The 14,543-nt window shown below is 68.2% G+C and carries 11 protein-coding genes; 9 read left to right on the top strand and 2 right to left on the bottom strand.

Translation table 11 applies throughout. From position 1 onward, the window contains the following. Nucleotides 1–98: 98 nt before the first annotated feature. Nucleotides 99–2,894 (bottom strand): glycoside hydrolase family 3 C-terminal domain-containing protein, encoded by a 2,796-nt coding sequence (locus V3B30_RS21255; RefSeq protein WP_262084377.1) that lies wholly within the window; start codon nucleotides 2,892–2,894, stop codon nucleotides 99–101. A gap of 338 nt (nucleotides 2,895–3,232) precedes the next feature. Here V3B30_RS21255 and V3B30_RS21250 point away from each other — a divergent pair, with 338 nt between their 5' ends. Next, nucleotides 3,233–3,667, top strand: coding sequence for a glyoxalase (locus V3B30_RS21250; RefSeq protein WP_100473133.1), 435 nt, complete (start codon nucleotides 3,233–3,235; stop codon nucleotides 3,665–3,667). A 368-nt stretch (nucleotides 3,668–4,035) separates the two neighbouring features. Beyond that, nucleotides 4,036–4,740 (top strand): AraC family transcriptional regulator, encoded by a 705-nt coding sequence (locus V3B30_RS21245; protein WP_315973641.1) that lies wholly within the window; start codon nucleotides 4,036–4,038, stop codon nucleotides 4,738–4,740. A gap of 9 nt (nucleotides 4,741–4,749) precedes the next feature. Here V3B30_RS21245 and V3B30_RS21240 read toward each other — a convergent pair whose 3' ends face one another. Next, nucleotides 4,750–5,628 carry a sterol desaturase family protein gene (locus tag V3B30_RS21240; RefSeq protein WP_262084379.1) on the bottom strand — a complete coding sequence of 293 codons (879 nt, stop codon included), beginning with the start codon at nucleotides 5,626–5,628 and terminating at the stop codon, nucleotides 4,750–4,752. A gap of 142 nt (nucleotides 5,629–5,770) precedes the next feature. On the opposite strand from V3B30_RS21240, the gene V3B30_RS21235 reads away from it, so the two are divergent. The 7 genes from V3B30_RS21235 (at nucleotide 5,771) to V3B30_RS21205 (ending at nucleotide 14,534) form a co-directional block, all read left to right on the top strand. After that, complete coding sequence (locus V3B30_RS21235; protein ID WP_262084380.1) at nucleotides 5,771–6,721, top strand: LysR family transcriptional regulator; 951 nt, start codon at nucleotides 5,771–5,773, stop codon at nucleotides 6,719–6,721. A 92-nt stretch (nucleotides 6,722–6,813) separates the two neighbouring features. Continuing rightward, nucleotides 6,814–7,464 (top strand): DsbA family protein, encoded by a 651-nt coding sequence (locus V3B30_RS21230; protein WP_100473141.1) that lies wholly within the window; start codon nucleotides 6,814–6,816, stop codon nucleotides 7,462–7,464. Between the two features lie 35 nt (nucleotides 7,465–7,499). After that, nucleotides 7,500–8,507, top strand: coding sequence for a cyclase family protein (locus tag V3B30_RS21225; RefSeq protein WP_262084381.1), 1,008 nt, complete (start codon nucleotides 7,500–7,502; stop codon nucleotides 8,505–8,507). A gap of 288 nt (nucleotides 8,508–8,795) precedes the next feature. After that, a complete protein-coding gene (imuA, locus tag V3B30_RS21220; protein ID WP_100473147.1) occupies nucleotides 8,796–9,410 on the top strand; it encodes a translesion DNA synthesis-associated protein ImuA in 615 nt (204 codons plus the stop codon). 9 nt (nucleotides 9,411–9,419) lie between these two features. Then, the gene (locus tag V3B30_RS21215) at nucleotides 9,420–10,829 is read left to right on the top strand and encodes a DNA polymerase Y family protein (RefSeq protein ID WP_262084382.1); all 1,410 of its coding nucleotides are present in this window, start codon (nucleotides 9,420–9,422) and stop codon (nucleotides 10,827–10,829) included. Between the two features lie 6 nt (nucleotides 10,830–10,835). Next, a complete protein-coding gene (locus V3B30_RS21210) occupies nucleotides 10,836–13,946 on the top strand; it encodes an error-prone DNA polymerase (RefSeq protein ID WP_262084383.1) in 3,111 nt (1,036 codons plus the stop codon). An 81-nt stretch (nucleotides 13,947–14,027) separates the two neighbouring features. Beyond that, nucleotides 14,028–14,534, top strand: coding sequence for a hypothetical protein (locus V3B30_RS21205; RefSeq protein ID WP_100473155.1), 507 nt, complete (start codon nucleotides 14,028–14,030; stop codon nucleotides 14,532–14,534). Nucleotides 14,535–14,543: the final 9 nt, after the last annotated feature.

The following is a 14,543-nucleotide window of genomic DNA, read 5'->3' as shown; positions in this document are numbered from 1 at the left end:
AAAGGGGACGGAGGGGATTAAGTCGTTTATGCATAAACGACTTAATCCCCTCCGTCCCCTTTTTTGCACGGCCCCTTGCGGGGCCATGCCTTCAGGCATCAGCGCAGCACCTGCTCCACCAGCTGCACGTCCACTGTCTGCAGTGGTTCGGCGGCGTTGCGCGACAGCTGCACCTGGTAGGTGCCACCGTCGATCTTCCACTGGCGGGCCTGCGCATCGTAGTGGGCCAGGGTCTTCGGCTCGGCTTCGATGCGGATGCGGCGCTGTTCGCCCGGCTGCAGGGTCACCTTGTCGTAGCCGATCAGGCGGATCGGCGTGGTGCTGCCGGCCGGCAGTTTCAGGTACAGCTGGGCGACGTCGGCACCGGCGCGCTTGCCGGTGTTGCGGATGTCGACGCTGGCGACCAGGCGCGAGCCTTCCACGCTCACCTTCAGGTTTTCATAGGCGAACGAGGTGTAGGACAGGCCATGGCCGAAGGCGAAGGTCGGGGCCAGGCCCTTGGCCGCCATCCACTTGTAGCCGACGTTGGCGCCTTCGATATCGAAATCGAATACATCACCGAACGGCTTGGCCGGCTTGAAGCCGAGGCCATCGATGTGCGGGCGCGGCAGCTGCGATTCGTCCACCACCCAGGTCACCGGCAGGCGGCCGGACGGATTGGCCTGGCCGGTCAGCAGCGCGGCAATGCCTTCGCCACCGCGGATGCCCGGGTACCAGGCCTGCAGCATCGCCGGCACCTGCGCCAGCCACGGCGTGCGCACCGGGCCGTTGGTTTCCAGCACCAGCACGGTCTTCGGGTTGGCCTTGGCCACGGCCGAGATCAGGGCGTCCTGGTTGTCCGGCAACTGCATGTCCGGCAGGTCCACCGATTCGGCCGCCCACTGGGTGGCGAACACGATGGCTACATCCGCCTGTGCGGCAGCCTTGGCCGCAGCGGCGGCGTTGGTACCGTCCACATACTCGATGGTTGCATCCGGACGCGCCGCACGCAGCGATTCCAGCGGCGAGGACGGGTGGAAGATCACCGGGCCCGGCCAGGTGGTCGGCAGCACGCCTGGCACCGCGTTGGTGCCCTTGGCGGTCACGCCCACCATCGACGAACCACCGCCACCGATCACGCCCTTGTCGGCGTGGCCGCCGATGATGACGATGCGCTTCACGCTGTCGGCCAGCGGCAGCAGGTTGCCTTCATTGCGCAGCAGCACGCTGCCTTCTTCCACCGTGCGCTGGGCAACGGCGAAACCGGCCTCGGCGTCGACCTTCTGGTGCTGCGGCGGGTTGTCGAAATTGCCGTGCAGGAACATCGTGCGCAGGATGCGCGCCACCATGTCGTTCAGGCGCGCCTGCGGCACCACGCCGCCATGCACGGCCAGGCGCAGCGGTTCGTCGAAGAACACCGCCGCGTCGAACACTTCGCCGGCCGACTGCTGGTCCAGGCCGGCCAGCGCCGCCTTCGAGCCACTGTGCACGCCGCCCCAGTCGGACATCACGAAGCCGGGGAACTTCCATTCCTGCTTCAGCACCTGGTTCATCAGGTAGCCGTTCTCGCAGCCATAGGTGCCGTTGATCTTGTTGTACGAGCACATCGCCACGCCCGGTCGGCCGGCTTCAAGCGCGATCTCGAAGGCCAGCAGGTCCGACTCGTGCATGGCCTGTTCGCCGATGCGTACGTCGTGGAAGTTGCGGCGGGTCTCCATGTCGTTCAGCGCGAAGTGCTTCATCGAGGAGATCACGTGCTGGCTCTGCACGCCCTGGATCACTGCGCCAACCATCGAACCGGCCAGCAGCGGGTCTTCACCGGCGTACTCGAAATTGCGGCCGTTGCGCGGGTCTCGCTGCAGGTTGACGCTGCCCGACAGCAGGATGTTGAAGCGCTGCTGCCACGCCTCGCGGCCCATGGTTGCGCCACCGGCAAAGGCGACCGCACGGTTCCAGGTGGAAGCGGTGGACGGACCCGACGGCATTGCCGTGGCGAAATCGCCCGGGCGGATGCCGCCCGGATTGGTCACGCCGACGCCGGCATCGGCCGACTGCTGCGACGGAATGCCCAGCCGCGCCACGCCCGGCACGAAACCGGCCGAACCGACCGCACCTTCCGGCAGCGGGCCACCATCCTTGCCCAGCCCGAAGTAGCTGTGCAGCATCTGGAACTTCTCATCCTCGGTCATCGCCTTCAGCAGCAGCGCAGCGCGCGCATCGGCGTTGAGGGTGGTGTCCATCCACGGCCTGTCACCGTGCTTGTCGGCGGCGTAGGCCAAGGTCAGCAGCGTGGCACGCAGGGTGCTGCCTTCCACCTTGAACGGTGCGCTGCTGGCGGCCTGGAAACCATCGCTGAAGTAACTGGCATCGGCCTCCAGCGCGACATGCGCCGGATCGAAGCCTGCGGCCTTGGCCGATTCACCGGCCACCGCGCCAAGCAGCACCGCCGGTGCGCCCAGCCGCGAACGGGTAACCAGCGCCGGCAGCTGCGCGGCGCCTGCGCCGGCATCGGTATAGACCGCCACGGTGTGGCGACCGTCGTCCAAGCGCAGGTAGTTCAGGCCGGGCTGGTCCGGACCGGATTCGGCAGCGATCGGCAACCGGGTCAGCACGGCCTGGCCGCGCTGGGTCTGGCCATCGTCCTTGCCGGCGGCAATGAAGCGGTACTCGTAGCCCAGGCCATCGGCCAGCACCTGCAGCGGATCGACCTGGCCGATGCCACGCTGTACCTGGCGCACGCTGACCGCGTCCACCTGCAGCGTCTTCAGTTGGGCCGCGAGGGCCGGCATCGCCTCGGCGGTCGGCGCCTGTTCCAGGGTCAGCACGGTGAATGCCGCAGGATCAGCCCAGGCCGGGGTGGCAAGTGCGGCAGACAGGGCCAGGGACAGTGCAAGCGGCTTTGTAAACGTTTTCATCGGCAGGCGTAATTCCGTTGCCAAGGCAATCGGTCCAGGGAAAGTGCCGCCGAAGGGTGCAGCGTTCATGCCGCGCAGGGGTTGCCAGGCAACGTCCCGCAGGCCGAAGGACGGGCCGGTCTGCGCGCGGGACCCTCCTCCCGGCGTGACAACCTGCCTGCCCGGGCCGCGCAGGGCGACCCAATCATGTGAAGATTGTGCGAGGGCATTCACACCTGTCAACAGGACCTAAGTCACAGGGGCAACCTGGTCGCCGGTTATCAGGCCATCACCGGCAGTCATCAGCAGGCCGCACGGGGCTGCCGATAATGGGGCATCACCGGCCCTGCCCTCCGCCCATGAACATGCACCGCGACTTCGACCATCTCTGGCGCGACCGCTGTGATACCTCGAGCCAACGCAGCCCACGCGTGCTGATCCGGGTATTCGTTGCTCCTGGCGAACTGGAGCGCAGCGTGGCCTTCTACGAGCAGCTGCAGGGCGTGGTGGCCGATGCGGGTTTTCCGTTTCCCGATGCCGGCCTGCGCCTGGCGATGGTCGGTGCATTCCTGCTGATCGAAGGTTGCGATGAAGCGCTGGCGCCGTTCACCTCGACCACGGGGACGCTGCTGGTCGATGACGTTCGGCCCTATCACGACAAGCTGGTCGCTGCGGGCGCCGAGATCATCTTCCCGCTGCAGGTGGTACCGACCGGGGCGGCGTTCAATGCGGTGCATCCCGATGGCACCGTGGTCGAGTACGTGCATCACCGGCCCGACCCGCACGGGCGGTGAGGGTACGCACGGCCGGGCTGCGCCCGGCACCCGCAGAGGCGACAGCCAATGCAACAGCAACAGCAAAAACTGGGTTTCTGCAGGCAGGCGGGGGGGGGGGGGGGGGGGGGGGGGGGGGGCGGGGGGGGCGGGGGGGGGGGGGGGGGGGCGGCCGCGGGGGGCGCCCCCCCCCCCCCCACCCCCCCCCCCCCCCCCCCCCCCCCCCCCCCCCCCCCCCCTTCGACAATTCCCCGCACGGCCTGCTGTAGCGCCGAACCCATGCTCGGCTCATATGTCTCGGATCTCGAAATATTCGATTTCATCGCTTGGGGTCAGATCTGTTTTCCCAAGGAAAACGGATCTGACCCCAGATTCATTTCGATCCACGCATGGCGTGGATCTACAATTCCTCCATGTCCTCTCCCGCCCTGCCCCGGAATGGCACGCTGCTGCTGGATGCTCACGTGGCCGTGCTGCAGGGCCACGCCGGTGGCAGCGATACGCACGCGCACTACGCCCATCAACTGTTGCTGAGCGACGGCGCGCCCTGGCAGGTCGAGATCGATGGCGTGCAGCAGCAGGGCCAGCGGCTGTGGCTGCCGTCGTTCCAGCCGCATGCAATCCTGTCGGCGCCGCAAGCAGGCTGCATGGTGTTCCTTGAACCGGCCCATGCCGATCCTCCCCAGATCCAGCAGCACCTGCATGCACTGCCGGGCAACGCAGTGGAACTGCATGACTGGCTGCCACGACTGAGCCGCCCACAGCCGCTGGATCGCCGCGTGCAGGCGGCGCTGGCCCGTATCACACAACACCTGCCTGGCCCGGTACCCGCCGCCGATATCGCCAAGGCGGCGCATCTGTCGGCCAGTCAGTTGCACCGGCGCTTCCAATCCGATCTGGCGGTGACCCTGCGTGGCTGGGTGCTCTGGCAGCGGCTGCGCAGCGCGCTCACGCATCATCTGCGCGGGCACAGCCTGACCGACAGCGCGCATGCCGTCGGATTCGCCGACCTAGCCCATCTGTCGCGCAACCTGCGCCGCATGTTCGGCATCGGTGCCGCACAGCTGCAGGGCCTGCAGCTGCATGCGGCCTGACACCGCCGATCATCCGCGCCTGCGTAACCCGTCCGGCAACGCCGGCACCTCGCCATGCGGCAGTTCGCGGAACGGCGCCAGCAGCTGCCCGGGATAATCGCGCGGATAGTCCGGTTGGCTGCCGATGCCGAGGTCGCGTTGCTGCAGCCGATAGCCGGGGGCATCGAAGGCGGTCCCCAGCAGGTGGTCCCAGACAGTCAGGAACAGGCCGAAGTTGACGTCGCCGGCGGTTCCGTAGCGCATGTGGTGGAAGCGGTGCAGCGGCGCCCAGGCCATCACCCGGCCCAGCACACCCGGGCGCATGTCCACGTTGGAATGCTGCAGCAGCAGCTGGATGGCAATGGCGAACGCCAGCACCGCGGCCACCGGCATCGGCAGGCCCAACACCAGCAGCGGCAGCACGCCACCGACGGCTTCGGCCGCCTGGTGCAACGGGTGTTTCATCAGGCCGTTGAAGCCGTACATGCGGGTGACGCTGTGATGCACCGCGTGCAACCGCCACAGCCAGCCGATGCGATGGCTGGCGTAGTGCACCAGGGTGATGCCAAGATCGGCGCAGACGATGGCCAGCAGTACCTGCAGCGTGAACGGCCACTGCAGCGGCCACAGCTGCCACGGAATGAGCGCTGCCAGCAGCGGCACCGCGGCGATCGACAGCAGGTTCAGGCTTTCGTTGACCAGCCCATGCAGGGTGTCACGCAGGCTGTCGCCCTGGTCGTGGTTGAACGCGGGGTCATACGGCCAGGCATGTTCGGCAGCGAACGAAACCGCGATGGCGACCGCCAGCAAGACCAGCAGCCATAGCGGATCGCCGCGGAGGTGGTCGACCCACACGACGGCGGCGGCAACGAAACCGAGCAGGAACAACGGGGCATACAGGCGGAGCATCCAGTGTTTCATGGGCAACCCGGAACGTGAGGGGCCTGCATGCTGGCGCGGCGCGACGGTTGCGGGCTTGAACAAACGGCGCAACCCGGCGCGCTCCTGCTGGAGACCCATCGTGGTTGGCACCGCGTTTCCACATCCATGCATGGCGTGGATCTACAATGGCGCCCTCATCGCGCCCGGGACCGGCATGGATTCCTTCAACCTGATGCGTGCCTTCCGCCGCATCGTCGAACGCGGCGGGCTGGCCCGCGCCGCCGAAGACCTGGGCATGTCGCCCGCCGGGCTCAGCAAGCAGTTGCGCACGCTGGAAACACACCTGGGCGTGGTGCTGCTGCAGCGGACCACGCGGCGCATGAGCCTGACCGAGACCGGCCACGCTTATTACCGTGAATGCTGCCGCCTGCTCGACGAGCTGGATGCATTGGAACGTGGCATCGCCGAACAGCGTGGCGAGGTGGCCGGGCGCCTGCGTGTCAATGCACCGCAGTCGTTCGCGCTGAGCACGCTGTCGCCGCTGCTGCCACGTTTCCTGCAGCAGCACCCGCAGCTGTCGCTGGACCTGGTGATGGAAGACCGCCTGCTTGATGCAGTCGGCGAAGGTTTCGATGTGTCGCTGCGGCTGCGTGCCGAACTGGATGACTCACGACTGGTGGCGCGCCGGCTGGCCTCGCTGCAGCAGGTGCTGTGCGCGGCCCCGTCTTACCTGCAGCAGCATCCGGCACCACAGGCGGTGGACGATCTGCAGGCGCACAGCGTGCTGGCCTACAGCCTGTCCGACTCGCCCGGCAGCTGGCCGCTGCTCGGCCCGGATGGGCAGGTGACCATCACCCTGCCGGCACGCGTCACCGTCAACAACAGCCTGCTGCTGCGCGACCTGCTGGTGGCCGGCATGGGCATCGGCGCCCTGCCCTCGTTCCTGGCGGCACCGGCACTGGCCCGTGGCGAACTGCAGCAGGTGCTGCCCGACCACCGCTATCCGCCGCGCTTCGTGCATGCGGTCTACCCCACCTCGCGCCACCTGCAGCCCAAGGTGCGTGCCTTCATCGATTTCCTGCACGCCGAGCTGCCCGGCTGCGCCGGCCTGGATTCGTAACCGCCAGCGAAAACTGAGCTGCCCGCGGCGTGCTGTTTCAACCACGCCGCGCTGCCTAACCTGCCGCCTCCCCTCTCACCGATGGCAGGCAGATGTCGTCCGTTCCCTCCCCCGCCACCGCAGCGCCGGTGGTCGATTTCTTCCACGACGTGGTCTGCGGCTGGTGCTTCGTGCTGGCCCCGCGCCTGCAGCAGGTCTCGGCCGAACTCGGCATCCAGGTGCGCCACCGCAGCTTCGTGCTGCAGGACTCGCGCGCACAGATGATCGAGGTGTTCGGCTCGATGGAGCGCGCCAAAGCGATCATCCTGCGCCACTGGACCGACTGCGCCGCGCATGAAGACAGCGCACGCATCGATATCGAAGGCATGCGCGCACAGGACTTCGAGTATCCGTCCGGCTGGCTCGGCGCACTGGCCTGCCAGGCCGCCGGCATGCTCGGCGGCAATGATGCCCATGGCGCGATGTTCGATGCCGTGCAGTGGGCGCACCTGCACCAGCACCGCAACATCGGCGATGCCGAAGTGCTGCTGGATATCGCCGAATCGCTGGGGCACCCGCGTGGTGCCTTCGCTGACCACATGCGCAGCGACGCAGTGCGCCAGCGCGTGCAGGCCGATCGTGCCGAAGCCGCAGCCCTCGGCATCCGTTCCATTCCCACCGTGATCGGCGGCAACGGCCTGCGCCTGCAGACCCTGCCGCTGCCACAACTGCGCCAAGCCCTGGCGCACCTGGTCGCGGCCTGAGCCGCACCGTCCCCCACCCTGCAAGGAGATTCCCCATGGCCCCACGTACCCTGGCCACCGCGCTGGCCCTGCTGCTGGCCGGCACCGCCGCTTCCACCACCGTGTCCGCACACGAACGCGTTCCCTCCGGCCAGCAGGTCGGCACCAGCCCCTGGGGGCCGAAGGACGAGATCGGCCGCCTCAACCTGATCACCGAGGCCTCGCGCGCGGCCATCCTGTCGCGGGTCAGCGGCGGCAAGGCCTATGACCTGGCCACCGAGTACTACGTCGGCATGCCCAGCTGGCAGGACGCCGGCGACCCGCACTACCAGTTCTGGATGACCCACACCCCGCGCGGCACGGTGATGGATGATCCGATGGGCGTGGGCGAAACCATGAACCTCACCCGCAGCTACACCGGCACCGCGTTCTCGATGTACAGCCACACCGGCACCCACATCGATGCGCTGAACCACTTCGGCATCCATGGAAAGATCTGGAACGGCTTCGAGGCCGACAAGCACCTCGGTGACCGTGGCTGGAACGTCACCGGCATCGAGAAGTTCCCGCCGCTGATCGCGCGTGGCGTGATGATCGACGTGGCAGGCGCCAAGGGCGTGGACATGCTGCCGGACAGCTACCGCGTCACCCGCCAGGACCTGAAGGATGCGCTGGCACGCCAGCAGGTGAAACTGCAGCAGGGTGACATCGTGCTGATCCGCACCGGCCGCATGCGCCTGTTCGAACAGCCCAAGGCCTACATGGCCAACCCGCCGGGCATGGGCCTGGATGCGGCGCGCTTCCTGGTCGAGGACAGTGGCGCGATGATCGTCGGCGCCGACAACCTCAGCTTCGAGACCTTCCCTTCGGAGGTATCCGACGACTACGTGCCGCTGCACACCTACCTGCTGGCCCAGCAGGGCGCGCCGATCATCGAGCTGGTGGCGCTGGACGAACTGGCCCGCGACAAGGTCTACGAGTTCGCCTTCATCGGCGGCCCGCTGAAGATCCGCGGCGGCGATGCCGCGCCACTGCGCCCGATCGCGTTGCCGGTCCGCCCGTAACCGGGGCCTGTGGGTGCCGACCCTGGTCGGCACCGTTTCCCCCATCCACGCATGGCGTGGATCTACCGAGGCTCTGTCCAGTAGATCCACGCCATGCGTGGATGCTTTACCCCTTCAGCAACCTGAAACCTGACCTGCCAATTTCATTAGTAATTCTACTCACAACGCGAGTAGCATGTGCGGTCTCAGCCCCTGATACCGGCCCGCCGATACTCGCTCCATGCCTGCCGTTTCCGCCCGTTCCTGCCGCTTCCAGCCTGCCCGGCACCTCTCTTGGAGGACCGGCTGATGGGCGCCGTCGTCGCCCTCGACCGGCTGCTGGACGGCCGCCAGTTGTGGCGCGGCCCGGCCCGGCAGGGGCCGGCCAGTGATCATCTGGCCAGCGGGCACCCGGCACTGGATGCGCGCCTGCCCGGCGGTGGCTGGCCGGCCAGCGGGCTGTGCGAGGTGCTGCAGGCCGCGCCCGGCGTGGGCGAGCTGGCCCTGGTCTGGCCGGCGCTGGCGAAGCTGAGCCAGCGCGACCGCCCGATCGTGCTGGTCGCCCCACCCTACCGCCCGCATGCCCCGGCCTGGGCGGCGGCCGGGCTGGACCTGGCCCAGCTGCAGATCATCCACGCCGCGCCGAAGCAGGCGCTGTGGGCCGCCGAACAATGCCTGCGCTCTGCGGCCTGCGCGGCGGTGCTGTGCTGGCCGCATCAAGCCGACGACCGCACCCTGCGCCGGCTGCAGGTGGCTGCCGACAGCGGCCAATGCCTGGGCTTCGTGTTCCGCGAGGCGCAGGCGGCGCGCAATCCCTCTCCGGCCAGCCTGCGCCTGCAGCTCGACCACGGCCAGGTGCGGGTGCTGAAGTGCCGTGGCGGCCTGCCGCCGGCGCAGCCATTACCGCTGGCCATCGCCCACTGAGGCCGCGCCATGCACTGGGCCTGCCTGTTGTTGCCGCAGCTGGCGTTGGACAGCGTGCTGCGCCTGCAGCCGGACCCGCAGCGGCCGCTGGTGCTGCTGCAGGGGCCGGCGCAGCGTCGCGTGCTGCGAGCGGTCAGCCCGTCCGCACGCGCAGCGGGGCTGCGCCCGGGCATGCTGCTGTCGGCTGCGCAGGTGCTGGTGCAGGACATGCACCTGCACGACTACGACCCGAACGCCGAACAGCACACCCGGCAGCTGCTGGCCAGCTGGGCCTACGCCTACAGCTCGCAGGTCAGCCTCGATTTTCCGCACGCGCTGGTCATGGAGATCGGCGCCAGCCGTGCCCTGTTCGGTGACTGGCTGACGATCGAAAAGCGCCTGCGCGGCGAACTGCATGAGCTTGGTTTCCGCCATCGCCTGGTGGCCGCACCCACCGCGCATGCCGCGCGCGTGCTGGCCAACGTCCATGATGGCCTTGGCATCGATGCGCAGCAGCTGCCGGCGGCGCTGGCACAGCTGCCGTTGCCGCGCTGCGGCCTGCCCAGCGAAGCGGTGACCGTGCTCGGCCGTTCCGGCCTGCGCACGTTGGGCGCAGTGCTCGAACTCCCTCGCGACAGCCTGGCCCGGCGCTTTTCACCGGAGGTGCTGCAGCAGCTGGATGCGCTGCGCGGCCTGCCTGCCGCACCACTGCGTTACTACCAGCCACCGGACCGTTTCGATGCACGCATCGAATTCGAATACGAGATCGAATCCAGCCAGGCCCTGCTGTTCCCGTTGCGCCGCCTGCTGCTGGACCTGGCCGCTTTCCTGTGTTCGCGCGATGGCGGCGTGCAGCGCTTCGACCTGCATTTCGAGCATGACCTGCTGCCGGCCAGCGTGCTGACCATCGGCCTGCTGGCACCCGAGCGTGATCCCGCATTGCTGTTCGAGATCGCGCGCAACCGCATGGAAGCCTTCGCCTTGCCCGCCGGCAGCCGCGCACTGCGCCTGCAGGCCGAGCAGCTGCCACCGTTCGTTCCCGCCGCGCGTGACCTGTTCGATACCCGGCCGGCGCAGGCGATGCCCTGGAACCAGCTGCGCGAGCGCCTGCGCGCGCGGCTCGGCGATGACGCCGTGCAACCGCTGGCGGTACAGGCCGACCATCGCCCCGAGCGCGCCAGTGGCACCCAGCCGCCGGCCAAGCCTCCGTCGTACTGGCCGCTGCGCCCCGGCTGGTTGCTGGACACTCCGCAACCGCTGCGTGATCCGCGGCTGCGCATCGTCACCGGGCCGGAGCGGATCGAATCGGGCTGGTGGGACCAGGCCGATGCGCGTCGCGATTACTACGTGGTGGAAACCACGCATGGCCAGCGCGGCTGGGCTTTCCGTGAGCGCAACGACCCGCATGCGCCATGGATGCTGCACGGCTGGTTCGGCTGAGCCGTCATGCACAACGAACTGCCCGGCTACGCCGAACTGCACTGCCTGTCGGCCTTCAGTTTCCAGCGTGGCGCCTCGATCGCCGAAGAACTGTTCGCGCGCGCCGCTGGCCAGGGCTACCGCGCGTTGGCGATCACCGACGAATGCTCGCTGGCCGGCATCGTGCGTGCCTGGCAGGCCGCCAAGGCGCATGCCGTGGCGCTGATCGTCGGCGCCGAATTCCAGGTCGAGGACGGGCCGAAGCTGGCCCTGCTGTGCACTGACCAGGCCGCCTACGCCGGGTTGTGCCAGTTGATCACCACCTGCCGGCGACGCGCGGCCAAGGGCGAGTACCGCTGCCTGCGCGAGGACCTGCTCGGCCTGCCCGACGGCCTGCTGTGCCTGTGGCTGGACCGGCAACCGGCCGCTACTGACCTGGAACTGCTGCGTGCCGGCTTCAACGATCGCCTGTGGCTGGCGGTGGAGCTGCACCACGAGCACGACGACGCGCGCCGCCTGCAGCAGCTGCAGGCCTTCGGCGAGCGCCACCGCCTGCCGCTGGTTGCCAGTGGTGATGTGCACATGCACGTACGCCGCCGCCGCGCCCTGCAGGACACCCTGACCGCGATCCGCCACCGCTGCAGCGTGGCCGAAGCCGGCTGGCGCCTGTTCCCCAATGGCGAGCGCCACCTGCGCCCGCGTACCGCACTGGCCCAGCTGTATCCGCCCGAACTGCTGGCCGAGACCCTGCGCATCGCCGAGCGTTGCCGCTTCACGCTGGAGCAGCTGCAGTACACCTATCCGCGAGAGCTGGTGCCGCAGGGCCACGACCCGGACAGCTGGCTGCGCGTACTGGTCGAACGTGGCATCCCCTGGCGCTGGAAAGGTGGCATCGAACCGGCGCAACGCGCGCAGATCGAACACGAACTGGCGCTGATCAAGCAGAAGAACTACGCCTCGTACTTCCTCACCGTGCAGGACATCGTGCGCTTCGCACGCAGCCAGGGCATCCTCTGCCAGGGCCGTGGCTCGGCAGCCAACTCGGCGGTGTGTTTCGTGCTGGGCGTGACCGAGATCGATCCGGCGCGCAGCAATCTTCTGTTCGAGCGCTTCATCTCCGCCGAGCGCGACGAACCACCGGATATCGACATCGACTTCGAGCACGAGCGCCGCGAGGAAGTGCTGCAGTACGTGTTCAAGCGCTATGGCCGCGAGCGCGCCGCGTTGACCGCGGTGGCGATCAGCTACCGTGGCCGCAGCGCGATCCGTGACGTCGCCCGTGCGCTTGGCCTGCCGATGGACCAGGTGAACGAACTGGGCGCGGCGATGGACCACTGGGGCGGCAACATTCCACTGCCGGAAACCCTGCGCGAGCGCGGTTTCGATCCGGACACGCCCTTGATGCGGCGCCTGCTGGCGTTGACCGCTGAGCTGATCGACTTCCCGCGCCACCTGTCGCAGCACCCCGGCGGCTTCGTGATCTCCGAGCACCCGCTGTCGACCCTGGTACCGGTGGAGAACGCGGCGATGGCCGGCCGCACCGTCATCCAGTGGGACAAGGATGACCTGGATGCCACCGGCCTGATGAAGGTCGACTGCCTGGCGCTGGGCATGCTCACCGCCATCCGCAAGTGCCTGGCGATGCTGCAGCAGCATGGCCTGCACGAAGGACGCATGGATGCGATTCCCGATGAAGACGGCCCAACCTACGACATGATCTGCGCCGCCGACACCATCGGCGTGTTCCAGATCGAGTCGCGCGCGCAGATGGCGATGCTGCCACGCCTGCAGCCACGCGAGTTCTACGACCTGGTGATCGAGGTGGCGATCGTGCGCCCCGGCCCGATCCAGGGCGACATGGTCCATCCTTACCTTGAGCGGCGGCGGATCCTGCGCGAACAGGGACCGGACGCGTTGAACGATCCGGACAATCCGCTCTATCCAGCACGGCTGGAACGTGTGTTCGCACGCACGCTGGGCGTGCCGCTGTTCCAGGAACAGGTGATGCAGCTGGCAGTGGAAGCCGCCGGTTACACGCCTGGCCAGGCCGATGCACTGCGCCGCTCGATGGCGGCGTGGAAGCGTCGTGGCGGCTTGGAACCGCATCGCGAAAAGCTGCTGACGGGCATGTTGAAAAACGGCTTCAGCCTGGAATACGGCGAGCACCTGTTCGAGCAGATCAAGGGGTTCGGTGATTACGGTTTCCCGGAAAGCCACGCCGCCAGCTTCGCCCTGCTGACCTATGCCAGCTGCTGGCTGAAGTGCCACCATCCGGCCGCGTTCACCGCCAGCCTGATCAACAGCCAGCCGCTGGGTTTCTACAGCCCCGACCAGCTGCTGCAGGATGCGCGCCGGCATGGCATCGGCGTGCTGCCCGTGGACGTGCGCTACAGCGACTGGGACTGCACCCTGGATTTCAGCAAGGGCGCGGCCGCGATCCGGCTCGGCCTGCGCCTGGTCGACGGCTGTAGTGAAGCGGCTGTGCAGGCCATCATGCGCGAACGTGCGCGGCGCCCGTTCGATGATGTCGGCGACCTGTGCCAGCGCACCGCCCTGGATCGCCGCCAGCAGGGCCTGCTGGCCGATGCCGGTGCGCTGCGTGGGCTCAGTGGCCATCGCCATCGTGCGCGATGGGACATCTCCGGCGTGGAGAATCGTCTGCCGCTGTTCGACCAGGCCCGCGCCACTGCTGAAGCCCGCGTGCCACTGCCCCTGCCCAGTGCGTGGGAGGACATGCAGGCCGACTACCGCAGCACGGGCACTACTCTCGGCCGCCATCCCATCTCATTCCTGCGCGCGCAGCTGCGCAGCCGCGGCTGCCTGGATGCCGCACAACTGGCGGGCCACGGCCATGGCCGCCGCGTGCGCATCGCCGGCCTGGTACGCATGCGCCAGCGCCCGCAGACCGCCAGCGGCGTCACCTTCCTCACCCTCGAAGACGAGACCGGCATGGTCAACGCCGTGGTCTGGCGGCACCTGGCCGATCGCCAGCACCGCGTGCTGGTCGATACCCAGCTGATGCAGGTCGATGGCCGCCTGGAGCGCGTCGATGGCGTGCAGCATGTCATCGTGCAGCGCATGCATTGCCTGGATGAACTGCTGCAGGGGCTGCGCAGCCACAGCCGCGATTTCCATTGACGATACACAGCGTCACACAGCGAACTGGTCATCAGTCCCCCGCATCCGCTATCGTCGCTGCATCCAAGGAAGGACGACACGATGCCCCGTGCACTGCTGCTGACCACGCTGGTGGTCTCCATACTCGCCCTGCTGGTTTCCGGCTGGACTGCCTGGAACCTGCATCGCAGCCAATCGTCGCAGCGCATCATCGAAGCGCGCGGGCTGATCATCCACGATGGCAACGGCCAACCACGGGTGATCCTCGGCGCGCCGGTTCCCGACCCACTCAGCCGGGGCCGTACCCAAGGGCCGCGCGCCACGGCCCTGTCCGGCCTGATCCTGCTGGGCCCGGATGGCTCCGAACGCGGGGGCTATGGCACCAGCGATCGTGGCGGTGAAGCCGTGCTGACCCTGGACGATGCCAATGGCACCACGGAAGTGTTCAAGGTGGTGGCCAACCCGGACCGCGGCGCCAGCCTGATGGTCAAGCACCAGAACAACACCGGCGCCATGCTCACCTCCTGGCAGGGCAAGCCGGAACTGATGTTCGTCGATGACAGCGGCCAGTCCTACTACGTGCGCCCGGGCGCCAACGCCGCGCCCTGATCTGCCTAT

The organism is Stenotrophomonas sp. SMYL41, assembly GCF_036319965.1.
In the GTDB taxonomy this organism is placed as follows: domain Bacteria; phylum Pseudomonadota; class Gammaproteobacteria; order Xanthomonadales; family Xanthomonadaceae; genus Stenotrophomonas; species Stenotrophomonas maltophilia_R.
Note: the sequence above shows the minus strand (reverse complement) of the source record. Positions and strands in the feature narration are given on the sequence as shown.

Excerpts from the sequence above, each read along its gene's own strand:
- V3B30_RS21225 (WP_262084381.1), top strand. The coding sequence starts at position 7,500 with ATGGCCCCACGTACCCTGGCCACCGCGCTGGCCCTGCTGCTGGCCGGC.
- V3B30_RS21230 (WP_100473141.1), top strand. The coding sequence starts at position 6,814 with ATGTCGTCCGTTCCCTCCCCCGCCACCGCAGCGCCGGTGGTCGATTTC.
- V3B30_RS21210 (WP_262084383.1), top strand. The coding sequence starts at position 10,836 with ATGCACAACGAACTGCCCGGCTACGCCGAACTGCACTGCCTGTCGGCC.
- V3B30_RS21250 (WP_100473133.1), top strand. The coding sequence starts at position 3,233 with ATGAACATGCACCGCGACTTCGACCATCTCTGGCGCGACCGCTGTGAT.
- V3B30_RS21245 (WP_315973641.1), top strand. The coding sequence starts at position 4,036 with ATGGCGTGGATCTACAATTCCTCCATGTCCTCTCCCGCCCTGCCCCGG.
- V3B30_RS21255 (WP_262084377.1), bottom strand. The coding sequence starts at position 2,894 with ATGAAAACGTTTACAAAGCCGCTTGCACTGTCCCTGGCCCTGTCTGCC.
- V3B30_RS21205 (WP_100473155.1), top strand. The coding sequence starts at position 14,028 with ATGCCCCGTGCACTGCTGCTGACCACGCTGGTGGTCTCCATACTCGCC.
- imuA (WP_100473147.1), top strand. The coding sequence starts at position 8,796 with ATGGGCGCCGTCGTCGCCCTCGACCGGCTGCTGGACGGCCGCCAGTTG.
- V3B30_RS21240 (WP_262084379.1), bottom strand. The coding sequence starts at position 5,628 with ATGCTCCGCCTGTATGCCCCGTTGTTCCTGCTCGGTTTCGTTGCCGCC.
- V3B30_RS21215 (WP_262084382.1), top strand. The coding sequence starts at position 9,420 with ATGCACTGGGCCTGCCTGTTGTTGCCGCAGCTGGCGTTGGACAGCGTG.
- V3B30_RS21235 (WP_262084380.1), top strand. The coding sequence starts at position 5,771 with ATGGCGTGGATCTACAATGGCGCCCTCATCGCGCCCGGGACCGGCATG.